The organism is Vibrio sp. RC2502, from assembly GCF_054850435.1.
The window spans coordinates 2,955,724-2,971,945 of record NZ_CM141453.1 but is presented as its reverse complement, the minus strand read 5'-3'; the positions used below and the strand labels follow the sequence as shown (position 1 = coordinate 2,971,945).

Below are 16,222 nucleotides of genomic sequence, written 5' to 3'. Positions count from 1 at the left end.
CTCTTACTTGAAGTATGTTTTTTCTGATTCGCAGTTCCCTCATAAGTGATTGATCCTCTCTTTCCGAACAAAAACCTATATAACGAAATGTTCTCAATACTTCCTCAATACGAGTGGTAACAATAACTATTCTCGTTTATATTCTTGTCTTCGGTTTTTATTAGAAAGGTTTTTATATGTACGTTTGTCTTTGCCATGGCGTCTCCGACAAAAAAATTAGGAAGTTGGCGATAGATGAGGGTGTAACTGATATTCGAGGCATTAAGAGATGCACGGCTTTGGGGAGCCAGTGTGGTAAGTGCATTAAGCAGGCGAAAGAAATCCTAGCAGAAACACATTACACCGAATTAAGACAAGCTAGTTAACTACCTCATCGCTTTTTGAGGATTACTTGGTCTCTTTGACACCTTCTCATTTGCTTCTAAAGTTAATAGAAGCCAAATAGGAGGGCTTTGTCATGAAAGGCGATCCAATCATCATCCAACATCTCAATAAAGTGCTCGGTAACGAGCTCATCGCTATCAATCAATATTTTCTTCATGCTCGTATGTATAAAGACTGGGGGTTAAAGCACCTGGCCGATAAGGAATACCACGAGTCGATTGATGAAATGAAGCATGCTGACCACCTTATCGAGCGGATCTTGTTCTTGGAGGGATTACCGAACCTTCAAGATCTTGGAAAGCTAATGATTGGTGAAGATACTAAGGAAATGCTCGAATGCGACCTTAAACTGGAGATGGCGGCCATTCCTGATCTAAAAGATGCGATTGCCTATGCCGAAGATATTCGCGACTATGTTTCGCGTGATTTGTTTCAAGATATTCTCGAAGATGAAGAAGAGCATGTGGACTGGCTTGAGACCCAACTTGGCTTGATTGAAATGTCAGGCATTGAAAACTACCTTCAAGCTCAGTATGTCGATGAAGAGTAACGAACATACTGACGCATTGTTCAAAAAGAATTCATATCATAAAAAGAGCACCTGACCAGAAAATCAGGTGCTTAACACACTTATCTGGTCTAATCTCTTTTATTATCGGCTTTTTAAGGATATTGCTCGCAATCTTACCTATGAAGATTGATTTCTATCCTTTAGAATTTATGCCCCCTTACCTAAAAATAACAAAGAGAAACGATCCATGTCTGAAGACAATCGCCAAGCAGCCACCCCAGAAGAAGAACATCGCCAAAAAGCTCTGGATTACCATGCTTACCCAACCCCGGGTAAAATCGCTGTCGAATTAACTAAACCAGCAGAAACTGCTGGTGACCTTGCTCTAGCATACAGCCCTGGCGTGGCTGAGCCTGTACGTGAAATCGCACAAAACCCTGACAACGTGTACAAGTACACAGCGAAAGGCAACATGGTTGCGGTTATTTCAAACGGTACCGCTATTCTTGGTCTAGGTAATCTTGGCCCACTTGCCTCTAAGCCTGTAATGGAAGGTAAAGCGTTACTGTTTAAGCGTTTTGCTGGCCTTGATTCAATTGATATTGAAGTGAAGCATCGCACGATCGACGAGTTCGTTGATACGGTTGCGAACATTGCTGACACTTTCGGTGGTATCAACCTTGAAGACATCAAAGCACCAGACTGTTTTGAAATTGAAAAGCGTTTGATTGAGCGTTGTGACGTACCAGTATTCCACGATGATCAACATGGTACGGCTATCGTGACAGCTGCAGGTATGCTCAATGCTATCGAGCTGCAGGGTAAGAAGCTTGAAGATTCAACGATTGTTTGTCTTGGTGCTGGTGCTGCAGCCGTTGCGTGTATGGAGCTGCTTATCAAGTGTGGCGCAATGCGCGAGAAGATCTACATGCTGGATCGCAAAGGGGTGATCCATACTCGTCGTGATGATCTGAATGAGTACAAGCAACTGTTCGCAAACAATACAGACAAGCGCACACTAGAAGATGTGATCGAAGGTGCAGACCTATTCCTAGGTGTATCTGGTCCAAATCTATTGCCACCAGAAGCGTTGAAACTCATGGCTGACAAGCCAGTTGTATTTGCTTGTTCGAACCCAGATCCTGAAATCAAACCTGAGCTAGCACACGCAGTGCGTGATGACTTAATTATGGGTACTGGTCGCAGTGATTATCCAAACCAAGTGAACAACGTATTGTGTTTCCCTTTCATTTTCCGTGGTGCGTTAGATGTACGTGCGAGTGAAATCAATGACGACATGAAGCTGGCAGCAGTTGACGCAATTCGTGCATTGGCAAAAGAGCCTGTGCCTGAATCGGTACTAAAAGCTGCAGGTGTTGAGAAGCTAGAATTTGGCAGCGACTACATCATTCCTAAGCCAATGGATCCACGTCTGCTACCTCGCGTAGCAAAAGCGGTAGCTCAAGCGGCAGTAGATTCCGGTGTTGCTCGTATTGAGATGCCAGAAAACTACATGGCAGAGTAATTTACTCAGCCACATTGAACACAAAAATGGGACGCATTGACGTCCCATTTTTTATATCTCCAAAAACTGCCCCCGGCGCAGCTTCTAAAGCGGATGAATTTGTAAGCAATTATTCTTCGTCAAATGCTTCGAATTCGATACCCATCGCCGTCATTAACGCTTTTGCTTCAGTTGGAATGTCATCCGGTCTGTCTTTACGAAGGTCTTCATCCGTTGGTAATGGCTGACCTGTATATGCGTGCAGGAATGCTTCACATAGTAGTTCGCTGTTGGTTGCATGGCGTAAGTTATTGATCTGACGACGTGTACGCTCATCAGTCAGCACTTTTAAAACTTTTAGCGGGATAGAAACGGTAATTTTTTTTACTTGTTCGCTTTTTTTACCGTGCTCAGCATATGGGCTAATGTATTCACCATTCCAGTCAGCCATTGCACACCTTCATTTATGTAATAAGTTGAAAATTAATATAGGTGCTGATTTTAGCCGCATTTACTGCCACAAGCAAAGACATATGGACGTCTAGAAGTGTTGACGTCTCATTTTTTGACAAGTAAAGTGAACAGAACAGTTAAGGAAGAGTGTTGTTCAGATAGATCTGACAAATTAGATATAGCGCATTCCTATTTAGAAGTCATCACCTGTGAAAGGATACACCCATGAGCACCCGCAAGCCTGCGACCATTGCTGTACGCACTGGTATCGAATCAGACAGCCAATACCACGCTGTTGTTCCACCAATCTACCTTTCAACCAACTATGGTTTCCCTGCTTTTGGTGAAGTCCCTAAATACGATTACACGCGTTCAGGTAACCCAAACCGTGGTTTGCTAGAGAGTGCGTTATCAGAGTTAGAGTCTGGCAAAGGCGCAGTGGTGACTAACTGCGGTACTTCCGCACTTAACTTGTGGGTATCGGCTTTTCTTGGGCCAGATGATCTGATTGTTGCACCGCATGATTGCTATGGTGGCACATACCGTTTGTTCAATACACGAGCTAACAAAGGCGACTTCAAAGTGCAGTTCGTTGATCAATCGGATGAGCAAGCTCTAGAGGCTGCACTAGCGAAAAAGCCAAAGCTTATTTTGTTAGAAACTCCATCGAACCCTTTAGTTCGTGTGGTTGATATTGCAGCGGTATGCGAAAAAGCCAAACAAGTGGGCGCTTTGGTTGCGGTAGACAATACCTTTTTGACACCGGTGTACCAAAAGCCTTTGGAGCTCGGTGCTGATTTTGTTATCCACTCAACTACAAAATACATTAACGGTCACTCGGACGTGATTGGTGGTGTGGTGATCACCAAAACAGAAGCGCACGCAGAAGAGCTTGCATGGTGGGGAAACTGTATTGGCGCCACGGGTACGCCTTTCGATAGTTACATGACGTTGCGTGGGATCCGCACTTTAGGCGCCCGTATGCGAGTGCACGAAGAAAGCTCTCAACACGTACTCAACTACCTACAACAGCAGGCTTTGGTCGCGAAGATTTACCATCCGAGCTTGCCAGATCACCCAGGTCACGAAATCGCGAAAAAGCAGCAGTCGGGTTTTGGGTCTATGTTGAGCTTTGAATTTGCAGGCTCATTTGAGCAACTTAAAGTGTTTGTTAAAGAGCTCGAACTGTTTTCTCTTGCAGAGTCGCTTGGTGGCGTGGAGAGTTTGATTTGTCACCCCGCATCTATGACGCATCGAGCCATGGGAGAAGAGGCGTTAGCGGAAGCGGGCGTGTCGCATCAGCTGCTTCGTCTGTCTGTGGGTTTAGAAGATGCACAAGACCTGATTGCCGATCTCGATCAAGCCTTTGTAAAAGCTGCTCAGTAATAGGAGAACTAAAAATGAGTGTACAACGTCAGTTACATAAATTTGGTGGCAGCAGCTTAGCAAACCCTGAATGTTACTTACGTGTGGCCGATATTCTTAAAGAATACTCTGTCGAGAATGATCTGGTGGTGGTATCTGCCGCGGGGAAGACCACTAATCGCTTGATCGAGTTTCTGGAAGGTTTAGACAAAGATGGCCGTATTGCGCATGAAGCACTGCAAGGCTTAAGACAATTCCAGTCGGAGCTAATTGAATCTTTATTAGAAGGCGAGGTGCAGACGCAATTGCTCGCTTCTTTGCACGATGAGTTCAGTACCTTAGCCGAGCTGGCTGCGCCACTGACGGATGCGCAAAAAGCGGCAGTGTTGGGTCACGGTGAATTGTGGTCTTCACGTTTATTGGCTGCCTTGCTTTCACAACAAAATGTTCCTGCGGTCGCACAAGATGCACGTGCATTTTTACGTGCAGAAGCCGGTACTCAGCCTGAAGTTGACCGTGCGCGTTCTTATCCCCTGATTAAGGAGGCGTTGGCGCAGCACAGCCACAAACGTGTCATCATCACCGGATTTATGGCGCAAAATGAGGCAGGAGAAACCGTGCTGTTGGGGCGGAATGGCTCGGATTATTCCGCAACCGTAATCGGAGCTTTGGCGGAAGTGACAACCGTAACCATTTGGAGTGATGTTGCTGGCGTTTACAGTGCGGATCCTCGTTTGGTGTCGGACGCATGTCTGTTGCCTTTACTGCGCTTAGACGAAGCGAGTGAACTGGCCCGCCTTGCAGCGCCGGTTTTGCATAGCCGTACGTTACAACCTGTCGCGCAAAGCACGATGGACTTAAGCCTCAAGTGCAGTTATCAACCTGAATCGGGGTCAACACGTATTGAGCGTGTACTTGCTTCTGGGCGTGGAGCGAAAATCATCACTTCTTTGGATGAGGTATTGTTGATTCAATTGTCCTTTAGACATGGTCATGACTTCAACAAAACCCAAAGTGATGTTTTAAAGTCTCTTCAACGTGCGCAACTCGAGCCACTCTCTTACGAAGCCCAAGCCGATCAGCAAAAATTACGCTTAGCGTACACCACAGAGATTGCGACAGGTGCGCTGAAGTATCTACAAGATCTTGCGGTTGAAGCTGAAATCAAACTCAAAGAAGGCTATTCACTTGTGGCCGCTGTCGGAGCGGGCGTAACGAAGAATGCCAACCATTGTTTTGGTTTTTACCAAAAATTGAAGCACGCACCAGTTGAATTTGTTTCTGAAACTGAATCAGGTTTAAGCCTAGTTGCGGTACTGCGTCGCACCGATACCGAAGCATTAGTGCTGTTGATTCACAGCCAGTTATTCCAAGCGCAAAAGCGCGTAGCGGTAGCGTTATGTGGCAAAGGCAATATCGGTTCTAGCTGGTTAAATCTATTTGCGACTCAGAAAACAGAACTCGAAAAACGCCACGGTATGAGCTTTGACTTAGTCGCCGTCGTCGATAGCCAGACATATTGGTTTGCTGAAAAGGGTATCGATGCGGCGGCGGTTGCCGACAAGTTTGATGATGAAAGTATTGAGAACGATGGGACGTGGCTGAGTCGGTTGGGCGATTTACAAAGTTATGATGAAGCCGTGGTATTGGACGTGACCGCGAGCAAAGAGTTGGCGCAACGTTATGTTGATATCGCCCAACAAGGCATCCATTTAATTTCTGCTAACAAAGTTGCAGGCTCTGCCGACAGTCAATACTACCACCAAGTGCAAGATGCATTCGTGAAAATCGGTCGCTACTGGCTCTACAACGCGACGGTTGGGGCAGGGTTACCTATCAACCATACCGTGAGAGATCTGCGTGAAAGTGGTGATGAGATTGTGGCGTTATCCGGAATCTTCTCGGGAACACTTTCTTGGTTGTTCCAGCAGTTTGATGGCTCGGTGCCGTTTAATGAGTTGGTCGATTTAGCGTGGCAACAAGGATTAACAGAACCGGATCCGCGTGCTGATTTAGATGGTTCGGATGTCATGCGTAAACTGGTTATCTTAGCGCGTGAGTCTGGTCTGGATATTGAACCGGACAGCGTAAAAGTGGAATCACTGGTACCTGAAGAGCTGCGCTCTCTGAGTTTGGATGAGTTCTTTGATAATGGCGCACTGCTCAGTGAGATTCTTCAAGAGCGTCTAACCAAAGCACAAAGAGATGAGCAGGTGCTTCGATATGTGGCGCGCTTAGAGAAAAATGGCAAAGCGACGGTGGGCGTAGAAGCATTACCGCGCGAACATGCGCTGGCTAACTTGCTGCCATGCGACAACATTTTTGCGATTGAAAGTAAATGGTACAAGGACAACCCTTTGGTGATTCGTGGCCCAGGTGCAGGACGCGAGGTGACCGCTGGTGCAATCCAATCGGATCTCAACCGCTTAGCTGGATTATTCTAAACTTTGCGAGATACCTAAAAACCCTGGAATTCATCCGGGGTTTTTTATTCCTTCCTCAGTGCCATACTTAAAATAAGATTCGCCATTTTCAAACGTTGTTATGAGTAAATAGCAGATGCGAATTAACTTGAACTATCCTCATTATTAACGCGAGAAAAATTCATAATCACAAGGTTGACATTAAATAACATTCAATACATTCTGTAGACATATAGACGTCTAAACGTCGATTCAAGGATTTTGATTTCGTGGCGGAGTGCCACAGGGAGAGTAAGATGGGATACACGCACGCAGGCCATATCGACGCCTTAAACCAGAATATCGCTGAGTTGTCAGATAACATTAATGTCTCGTTTGAGTTTTTTCCGCCAAGCAGTGAAAAGATGGAAGAAACGCTGTGGAACTCTGTGCATCGTCTCAAAACGCTCAAGCCTAAATTTGTTTCGGTAACATACGGAGCAAACTCTGGTGAGCGTGATAGAACTCACTCCATTATCAAGGAAATCAAAGCAGAGACTGGCTTAGTTGCTGCGCCTCACCTCACTTGTATCGATGCAACACGTTCAGAGTTGATTGAGATTGCTGATGATTACTGGAATAACGGCATCGAAAATATCGTTGCGCTGCGTGGTGATATCCCACCTGGTGGCGGTGCTCCAGATATGTATGCTTCGGACTTGGTTGAGCTACTAAAATCTCGTCACGATTTTGATATTTCTGTGGCGGCTTTTCCAGAAGTACATCCAGAGGCAAAAAGTGCTCAATCGGATCTGCTAAACCTAAAACGTAAAGTGGATGCTGGTGCAAACCGTGCCATTACTCAGTTCTTCTTTGATGTGGAATCTTATCTGCGTTTTCGTGACCGCTGTGTTGCGGCGGGAATCGATGTAGAAATCGTACCGGGTATTTTGCCAGTTTCGAACTTTAAGCAAGCCTCACGCTTTGCGGCGCAGAATAACGTTAAAGTGCCAGGATGGATGAGCAAACAGTTTGAAGGTTTGGATGATGATCCTGTGACTCGCCAACTCGTAGGTGCGAGCCAAGCTATTGATATGGTTCGTGTACTAAGTCGCGAAGGTGTAAAAGATTTCCACTTCTATACGCTGAATCGTGCGGAGATGACTTATGCGTTATGCCATACTTTAGGTGTTCGTCCTCGTGTAGCCGTAGAAGCGTAAATCCGATTTCAAAAAGACAAAAGGCTTGCCAAGTGGCAAGCCTTTTTCGTTGTCTCTAAGTAAAAGGAAATTAACCAATCACTTCAAGTTCTGTTAGGACTTCTTCTGCCCAAGTGATCCACGTTTCACGTAACAGTAGGTTACGACGAAGCGTTAGGCGCTCTAAACGAGCTTGTTTGTCCAAAGTTGAAGGCGTTGCGTAGTAAGCCGCTTCAATTTCTTTGTAGTGAGAAACCAGTTTACGAGACTCTTCAACAAGTTCTGCTAGTTGATCACGGAAAGGTGTTGATGGTTGAACAGCACAAGCCATAAGTTTCGCTGAAAATTCATCACGAACGGTTGGGTGTGCAGTTGGTTGATCAAACCATTCTCCAAGAGCGCTACGGCCTGCATCTGTGATGGAGTAAACCTTACGGTCTGGTTTGCCTTCTTGAGGTTCTAGTACGCAAGTAACCAGCTCTTTCTCGGCCATTTTATTTAGCTCACGGTAAACTTGTTGGTGGCTTGCTTTCCAGAAGTAACCGATGCTAGCAGAGAATTCTTTAGTGATATCGTAACCGGTTGCGTCGCGAGTGCTAAGAACAGTTAAGATTACGTGTGGTAATGACATGTCTTCAATCCAAATGGTCAATAAACTTGTAAACAAGCTACTTACACTTTCAGCTGCGCTCTTACTGGCGCTTGAGTTTTTTAATGTATAAGTAGCACCAACAAAGTTGGTCCTGTCACCTTAAAGCCGTTTATCACCTAGAGATGGGGATCCCCATCAGGGCTGGAGCAGGTATGATTGGATTTATGAGCTCTCAGCAGGCAAGTAGTATATAAATAATAAGCATGAAGTGGAATACTAGGGCAAAATTACCCTGAAAAACTAACATAATACTCAATAGAGTTATTTTGTAGTTAATAATTCTAATTTGTTGGTATTTTATGGGTTTTTTGTGGTGTAAGTATCTGGTTATTTGCTGCGCAATTATGTGGTTGGAAGTTATGAATATAAGAAAGGCTGAGTATGAACTCAGCCTTTTGTATTACGAATGGTTATTTTTAACCCGTATTACGCATACCTGCTGCAATACCCGCGATGGTCACCATCAGAGCCTCTTCAAGGTTTGCAGACGCCTCTTCTGTTTGACGAGTACGGTATAGCAATTCAGCTTGAAGCATGTTCAATGGCTCTACGTAGATGTTACGTAGGCGAATTGATTCTTGGCCCCATGGGTCGCTTTGCATTAGGTTTTCGTTGTTCTCTACGTTCAGTACGGACTTAATATCACGTTGAAGTTGTTCACGCAGTCGGTCACCCAATGGTTGAAGTTGAGGTTCAACTAGGCGTTGGTCATAGTAGCGAGAGATTTCCATGTTGCACTTGGTGTACACCATCTCAAGCATACCTAGGCGAGTTGAGAAGAACGGCCATTCGCGACACATTTCTTCTAGCAGCGCCTGATGACCTTTGTCTACTGAGTACTGAATAGCTTCACCTGCGCCTAACCAAGCCGGAAGCACCAAACGATTTTGGCTCCACGAGAAGATCCAAGGAATTGCACGTAAGCTTTCTACACCGCCATTTGGATTACGTTTCGCAGGGCGTGAACCAAGCGGTAGTTTGCCTAGCTCTAGTTCAGGCGTCGCTTGACGGAAGTATGGAACAAAATCTGGTTCGCCACGGACGACGCCACGGTAAGCTTCACAGCTCACTTCCGACAGGACTTCCATCAAGTCGCGCCATTCTTGTTTTGGCTCTGGTGGTGGCAGTAGATTTGCTTCCAAAATGGCGCTTGCATACAAGTTGAAGCTGTTTACCGCAACATCTGGTAGACCCAGTTTAAAGCGGATCATTTCGCCTTGTTCTGTTACGCGTAACCCGCCTTTCAAGCTCTTTGGTGGTTGAGACAGCAGAGCCGCGTGTGCAGGTGCACCGCCGCGACCAACGGTGCCGCCACGACCATGGAACAGAGTCAGCTCAACACCTTCGTCTTCTGCCACTTTAACTAGAGATTCCATAGCATGGTACTGAGCCCAGCCTGCCGACATGACACCCGCATCTTTTGCGGAATCAGAGTAGCCGATCATGACCATTTGGTGGTTTTGAATAAAGCCACGGTAAAGGTCGATACTCATTAGCTGCTTAATGACCGATTCCGCATTATTCAAGTCGTCTAGAGTTTCGAACAGAGGACAAACATCCATACGGTAAGGGCAGCCCGCTTCTTGCAGTAATAGGTGCACAGCGAGTACGTCTGAGGCGGTACGAGCCATTGAGATGACGTAAGCACCGAACGCTTCGCGCGGTTGCAGAGCGATGATCTTACAGGTGTCTAAAACCTCTTTGACAGGCTCTGATGGTTCCCAATCGCGTGGCAGTAGCGGACGTTTAGACGCAAGTTCATTGGTGAGGAAAGCAATTTTATCTTGCTCGCTCCACTGTTCGTAATCACCAATGCCGAGGTATCGAGTCAGCTCAGAGAGTACATCTGCGTGGCGCGTACTTTCCTGGCGGATATCAAGACGAACTAGGTGAACGCCAAACGCTTTCACACGACGCAGCGTATCTAGCAACGAGCCGTCAGCGATGACGCCCATGCCGCACTCATGCAGTGATTGATAACACGCGTACAGAGGATCCCAAAGCTGTTCAACTTTTTGTAGCGGTGCTTTGACTGCCAGTTTTTGACCGTGGATCTTCGCATCAAGAATATCTTTGGTTTCATTGAGCAGAGCACGTAGTTGTTTCAGGATTGCGCGGTATGGTTCATGTTGATCTTCACCAGCAAGTTCACGAACTTGCTCGTTAGAAACGGTCATCGAGAGTTCGCTGATCAATTCATTGATGTCATTGAGATAAAGGTCAGCGGCTTTCCAACGAGACAGAAGCAGTACTTCACGCGTTACGCTATGAGTAACGAACGGGTTGCCATCACGGTCCCCCCCCATCCAAGAAGAGAAATGCACTGGACGAGCATCAATTGGTAAACCTTCACCTAGGTAAGACTTCAGACGATCATTCATTTCACGTAGGAAATCTGGCACTGCTTCCCACAGTGAGTTTTCTACTACGGCAAAGCCCCATTTCGCTTCATCCAATGGAGTAGGGCGTTGTTGACGAATCACGTCAGAATGCCAGCTTTGTGCGATAAGTTGCTCTAAGCGACGCTCTGTTTTTTTGCGTTCTTTAGAAGACAGGTCGCTGAGTTCTAGCTTGGATAAACACTCGTTGATCTTGACCAGTTTATTGATCATGGTGCGGCGAGTGATTTCCGTTGGGTGCGCGGTTAATACCAGTTCAATATTCAAATCACGTACCGCTTGAGCCGTATCGAGTTTGCTAACATCGTTTTGTACCAGTTTTGAAAACAGCGAGTTGATCGCGTCTGGTTCACAGATGTGCTCTTCACAGTGGCGTGAAATGGTGTGGTATTGCTCGGCAATATTGGTGAGGTTTAGAAATTGGTTAAACGCACGGGTGACTGGCGTTAGTTGCTCATCGGGTAGGTGTTTGATTTCTTCTATCAAGCTTTCCCTGTCTGCTTGATTACCTGCTTGAGCCGATTTGGATAATTTACGAATGGTCTCCACTTTCTCGAAGATTTCTTCGCCGTGGGCATCGCGAATCGTGTTACCCAGTAAGTGGCCTAACATGCGCACATTGCTTTTAAGTGCGGCGTATTTCTCGTTCATTGTCGTCCTGCCTCGTAAAAAAACTACATCCATTGTCCTTGTTAAGACTCCAATCTAGCGAAAAGCACCAGTTCTAGTCAAATAAAGCAGACTAAGTTTGCAATTATTCGGCGTCTCTCCTGATTTAGAGCAAAGTTTCGACGGGCATAGAATTAAAAGTGAAAATTAATTACAAAATAACAAGTTAAATTCGTGTTAACGGTGCATAAAACCTTGTGCTTTGAGAGCCAAAATATGCAGCTCATCGGAGCTGCATAAAGGCTTTTTTTAAACTCAATCAACAACAATACTTAACCATCGCCTTTGAGAGCACATCAATGGTTGGGTCGATAAAATCAAAGGAGAGAAACTCATCTGGTTGGTGCGCTTGTTCGATAGAACCAGGGCCAAGTACCAGAGTCGGACACAGTTGCTGCAAGAAAGGCGCTTCCGTGCAGTAGTTGACGGTTTGCGAACTGGTTTGACAGATCTCTTCAACACCATCGATAAATGGATGATCGTGCTGACATTCATATCCTGGAATTGGCTCATGCAACGGTACGATGTCGATTCGTCCCGGCCATTTAGCTTCTACTTCTTGTAGTGCGCTGCGCAGCATGTTTTCTAAACCGTCCAAACTGATGCCCGGCAATGGGCGAACGTCATAATGCAACTCGCAACAACCACAAATGCGGTTGGCACTATCACCGCCATGGATATGGCCTAAGTTCAACGTTGGACTAGGGATGGCAAATCCTGGGTGGTGATACTCTTTAATGAGTTTGTCGCGCAGTTGCATCATCGCAAACAATACTTCATGCATGATTTCAATCGCGTTGACGCCCAAAGCTGGGTCAGAGGAGTGGCCGGATTTACCGGTAACCCGAATCGCATTGGCGACATGCCCTTTGTGACCACGAATAGGAACTAAGCTAGTGGGTTCTCCAATGATGCAGTAATCCGGCTTGAACGGCGCGCTCGTGGTGAAGTGTCTTGCACCGAGCATGGTGGTTTCTTCATCACAGGTGGCCAATACGTAAAGCGGCTTGTTTTGCTTGCTCCAATCCACTTTTTTTACTGCTTCATAAATGAAAGCAAAGAAGCCTTTCATGTCTGCCGTACCCAGACCGTAGAAGCGGTTGTCTTTCTCAGTGAGCTTATGGGGATCAAAGCTCCAGCGTCCTTCATCAAATGGCACGGTATCGCTGTGCCCAGCAAGCAAAAGACCGCCTTCGCCTTCGCCCATGCGTGCAATCATATTGTGTTTGCCTGATTCGACTTCGATCACCTCAACGTGAAAACCAAGATCTTTAAACCAAGTGGCGAGTTTCTCGATCACTTTGGCATTGCCTTGATCCCAGCTTGGATCAGTCGAGCTGATCGAAGAGGTACTAATGAGTCCTTCATAGACCTCTAGAAAAGTTGGTAATTGCATGGATTCTTCAATTCTCCTATTGACAGACAGAGCACAAAAATGTAAAACACATATTAACTCATATTTAATGAATAAAAAATCAAAATAAAGCTAATTTTAAATATGAATAATCATTTTGAGCTTTAAGTATATGGATGTCACACAATGCTAAAAACCACAATTATCGGAGCCAGCGGTTACACCGGCGCAGAGTTAGCGTTCATGGTTAATAAACACCCACAACTCACGCTATCAGGTTTATACGTTTCCGCCAACAGTGTCGATGCAGGAAAAACCATTGCACAGTTACACGGTAAATTGGCGAACGTGGTCGATATGGTGGTGAATGCGTTGACCGATCCAAAGCAAGTCGCGCAAGACTCTGATGTGGTTTTTTTAGCTACGGCTCATGAGGTCAGCCATGATCTTGCTCCTATCTTTCTCGACGCTGGATGTCAGGTCTTTGATTTGTCCGGCGCGTTTCGTGTCAAAAGCGATGGCTTTTACGACACCTTTTACGGCTTTGAGCATCAATTCAACAACTGGCTAGATAAAGCGGCGTATGGCTTAGCGGAGTGGAACCAAGAAGAGATTAAAAGCGCTCCTTTAGTTGCGGTAGCTGGCTGCTACCCAACGGCGTCGCAATTGGCAATTAAACCACTACTTGTCAGTGGCTTGCTGGATACTCAGCAATGGCCAGTCATTAACGCGACAAGTGGTGTCTCTGGCGCAGGGCGTAAAGCCTCAATGACCAACAGTTTTTGTGAGGTCAGCCTTCAGCCTTACGGTGTATTCAATCATCGCCACCAACCAGAAATTGCCCAGCATTTAGGATGTGATGTGATTTTTACTCCTCATCTTGGCAACTTTAAACGCGGCATTCTTGCTACTGTCACGATGAAGTTGGCGCAAGGTGTAACGGAGCAACAAGTTGCTCAAGCTTTTGAACAAGCTTATCAAGGTAAGCCAGCCGTGCGCCTCAAAGGTGATGGCATTCCACGTATTCAGGATGTTGAAAATACCCCTTTCTGCGATATTGGCTGGAAGGTGCAAGGCGAACACATCATTGTGATTTCAGCCATCGACAACCTACTTAAAGGTGCATCGAGTCAAGCGATGCAGTGTTTAAATATTCATTACGGTTACCCAGAACTGACAGCGTTGCTGTAGTCGTTGAAAGAGGGAAAAGCAATGACGCAAACCAATCAAGCTCCTTTAGTCATTAAGCTAGGCGGTGCGGCTCTATCTTGCACTCAAACCTTAAGCCAACTGTTTGGTGCCATCGCGGCATACCAGAAGTCGGCGCAGCGACAAATCGCCATCGTTCATGGCGGTGGCTACTTGGTGGATGAGTTGATGGCGAAACTTCAACTTAAGACCGTAAAGAAACATGGTCTACGTGTGACGCCATACGATCAAATTCCAGTCATTGCCGGTGCGCTGGCAGGAACGGCAAATAAGTTACTGCAAGGTCAAGCGATTGCCGATGGTTTGAATGCGGTGGGCTTGAGCCTAGCGGATGGTGGCCTTTGTCATGTCGAAGAGTTAGATCCTGAATTAGGCGCGGTGGGCAAAGCGACGCCGGGTGACTCAAGCCTACTTCAAGCGATTTTAAATACGGGCGCACTGCCTATCATCAGCTCTATTGGTCTCACGGCTGAAGGTCAAATGATGAACGTGAATGCGGATCAAGCAGCGGTTGCCGTTGCGGGTGCTTTGGACGCGGAGTTGGTGCTGTTGTCAGATGTAAGCGGTGTGTTAGATGGCAAAGGTCATCTGCTTAAAAGCTTATCTGAGAAAGAAGCCAATGCGCTGATCGAAGGCCAAGTGATCACTGATGGGATGATCGTCAAAGTGAAAGCTGCTCTCGAAGCCGCAAACGATCTTGGTCGTCCGATAGAAGTGGCGACGTGGCGCTACCCAGAAAAACTCACGCAGTTATTTGCTGGTGAAAGTATTGGAACCCAGTTTCTGCCTCAATAAGCGGAAGCAAAACAGTTAAAGAATTCAACATTAGGAAGTGGTTGGCACTGACCGCCGAGCGCAGCGCCAGTTAAGTTTGGAGAAAAAACATGAGCAAAGTGAACATAAATAAAGTGGTAGTCGCATACTCAGGCGGTCTAGATACTTCAGTAATCATCCCGTGGCTAAAAGAGAATTATGACTGTGAAGTCGTCGCTTTCGTGGCCGATGTAGGTCAAGGTGCTGAAGAGCTCGAAGGCATCGAAGCGAAAGCAAAAGCATCTGGCGCATCAGAGTGCTACATCGCTGACCTAAAAGAAGAAATGGTGGCAGACTACATCTATCCAACACTAAAAACCGGTGCTTACTACGAAGGTAAATACCTGTTGGGTACATCAATGGCGCGTCCTATCATTGCTAAAGCGCAGGTTGAAGTTGCACGTAAAGTGGGCGCGGACGCATTGTGTCACGGCTGTACTGGTAAAGGTAACGACCAAGTGCGTTTCGAGGGGGCATTTGCTGCGTTAGCACCAGATCTACACGTTATCGCTCCATGGCGTGAGTGGGATTTAGTGAGCCGCGAACAATGTCTGGATTACCTTGCAGAGCGTAACATTCCTTGTTCAGCGTCTCTAACGAAGATTTATTCACGTGATGCGAACGCATGGCACATTTCTACTGAAGGTGGTGTGCTAGAAAATACATGGAATGCACCAAACGAAGATTGCTGGGTCTGGACCGTTGACCCTGAACAAGCGCCAAATGAAGCTGAATACGTTACGTTGAAAGTCGAAAAAGGTGAAGTTGTGGCAGTGGATGGTGAAGCGATGACACCATACAACGCGCTAGTTTACTTAAACGAAAAAGGCGCAAAACACGGTGTGGGTCGTATTGATATCGTAGAGAACCGTTTGGTGGGAATGAAGTCTCGTGGCTGTTACGAAACTCCGGGAGGTACCATCATGATGGAAGCTCTGCGCGCAGTTGAACAATTGGTGCTAGACAAATCGTCATTCGAGTTCCGTGAAGAACTTGGTCTAAAAGCCTCTCACCTTGTGTACGACGGTCGTTGGTTTACACCGCTATGTAAGTCGATTCTTGCTGCCTCAGAAGAGCTAGCACAAGACGTTAATGGCGAAGTGGTTGTTAAGCTATATAAAGGTCAAGCAACGGTAACGCAAAAACGTTCTGACAACAGCTTGTACTCAGAAGAGTTCGCTACTTTTGGTGAAGATGAGGTTTACGATCAAAGTCATGCTGGTGGCTTCATCCGTCTTTACTCGCTATCAAGCCGTATTCGTGCATTGAACAGCCAAAAGAAATAATCACTCCCCATCTCGGATTGAA

The 16,222-nt window shown here is 46.2% G+C and carries 13 protein-coding genes; 9 read left to right on the top strand and 4 right to left on the bottom strand.

Going from position 1 to position 16,222, the window contains the following annotated elements; all coding sequences use genetic code 11:
• Nucleotides 1-176: 176 nt before the first annotated feature.
• The 3 genes from ACYJZR_RS13820 to ACYJZR_RS13810 all read left to right on the top strand — a co-directional run bounded on the left by ACYJZR_RS13820 (nucleotide 177) and on the right by ACYJZR_RS13810 (nucleotide 2,420).
• Nucleotides 177-365, top strand: a complete 189-nt coding sequence (locus ACYJZR_RS13820; protein WP_005496545.1) for a (2Fe-2S)-binding protein — start codon at nucleotides 177-179, stop codon at nucleotides 363-365.
• 92 nt (nucleotides 366-457) lie between these two features.
• Entirely contained in the window at nucleotides 458-934 is a 477-nt protein-coding gene (gene bfr / locus ACYJZR_RS13815; protein WP_005395745.1) for a bacterioferritin, read from the top strand.
• A gap of 208 nt (nucleotides 935-1,142) precedes the next feature.
• Entirely contained in the window at nucleotides 1,143-2,420 is a 1,278-nt protein-coding gene (locus ACYJZR_RS13810; protein WP_005465132.1) for a malic enzyme-like NAD(P)-binding protein, read from the top strand.
• 109 nt (nucleotides 2,421-2,529) lie between these two features.
• Here the strand turns inward: ACYJZR_RS13810 and metJ are convergent, their stop codons facing one another.
• A complete protein-coding gene (gene metJ, locus ACYJZR_RS13805) occupies nucleotides 2,530-2,850 on the bottom strand; it encodes a met regulon transcriptional regulator MetJ (RefSeq protein WP_005432736.1) in 321 nt (106 codons plus the stop codon).
• Nucleotides 2,851-3,077: 227 nt separating this feature from the next.
• Between metJ and ACYJZR_RS13800 the strand changes: the two genes are divergently transcribed.
• The 3 genes from ACYJZR_RS13800 (at nucleotide 3,078) to metF (ending at nucleotide 7,839) form a co-directional block, all read left to right on the top strand.
• Entirely contained in the window at nucleotides 3,078-4,238 is a 1,161-nt protein-coding gene (locus ACYJZR_RS13800) for an O-succinylhomoserine (thiol)-lyase (RefSeq protein ID WP_005465135.1), read from the top strand.
• Nucleotides 4,239-4,252: 14 nt separating this feature from the next.
• Nucleotides 4,253-6,661 (top strand): bifunctional aspartate kinase/homoserine dehydrogenase II, encoded by a 2,409-nt coding sequence (locus ACYJZR_RS13795; protein WP_406966459.1) that lies wholly within the window; start codon nucleotides 4,253-4,255, stop codon nucleotides 6,659-6,661.
• Nucleotides 6,662-6,936: 275 nt separating this feature from the next.
• Nucleotides 6,937-7,839, top strand: coding sequence for a methylenetetrahydrofolate reductase (metF, locus tag ACYJZR_RS13790; RefSeq protein WP_005465139.1), 903 nt, complete (start codon nucleotides 6,937-6,939; stop codon nucleotides 7,837-7,839).
• Nucleotides 7,840-7,909: 70 nt separating this feature from the next.
• Here the strand turns inward: metF and ACYJZR_RS13785 are convergent, their stop codons facing one another.
• The 3 genes from ACYJZR_RS13785 to argE form a co-directional block, all read right to left on the bottom strand.
• Complete coding sequence (locus ACYJZR_RS13785; protein WP_005395734.1) at nucleotides 7,910-8,449, bottom strand: PadR family transcriptional regulator; 540 nt, start codon at nucleotides 8,447-8,449, stop codon at nucleotides 7,910-7,912.
• A 437-nt stretch (nucleotides 8,450-8,886) separates the two neighbouring features.
• Nucleotides 8,887-11,520: a phosphoenolpyruvate carboxylase gene (gene ppc / locus ACYJZR_RS13780; protein WP_343365080.1), complete on the bottom strand. Its 2,634-nt coding sequence runs from the start codon at nucleotides 11,518-11,520 to the stop codon at nucleotides 8,887-8,889.
• Nucleotides 11,521-11,797: 277 nt separating this feature from the next.
• Nucleotides 11,798-12,934, bottom strand: coding sequence for an acetylornithine deacetylase (gene argE, locus ACYJZR_RS13775; protein WP_406966458.1), 1,137 nt, complete (start codon nucleotides 12,932-12,934; stop codon nucleotides 11,798-11,800).
• A 144-nt stretch (nucleotides 12,935-13,078) separates the two neighbouring features.
• Between argE and argC the strand changes: the two genes are divergently transcribed.
• The 3 genes from argC to ACYJZR_RS13760 all read left to right on the top strand — a co-directional run bounded on the left by argC (nucleotide 13,079) and on the right by ACYJZR_RS13760 (nucleotide 16,200).
• Nucleotides 13,079-14,083, top strand: a complete 1,005-nt coding sequence (gene argC, locus ACYJZR_RS13770; protein WP_025787234.1) for an N-acetyl-gamma-glutamyl-phosphate reductase — start codon at nucleotides 13,079-13,081, stop codon at nucleotides 14,081-14,083.
• A 21-nt stretch (nucleotides 14,084-14,104) separates the two neighbouring features.
• Nucleotides 14,105-14,896, top strand: coding sequence for an acetylglutamate kinase (gene argB / locus ACYJZR_RS13765; RefSeq protein ID WP_005496562.1), 792 nt, complete (start codon nucleotides 14,105-14,107; stop codon nucleotides 14,894-14,896).
• Between the two features lie 89 nt (nucleotides 14,897-14,985).
• Nucleotides 14,986-16,200 (top strand): argininosuccinate synthase, encoded by a 1,215-nt coding sequence (locus tag ACYJZR_RS13760; protein ID WP_025501305.1) that lies wholly within the window; start codon nucleotides 14,986-14,988, stop codon nucleotides 16,198-16,200.
• The last annotated feature ends 22 nt before the right edge of the window (nucleotides 16,201-16,222 follow it).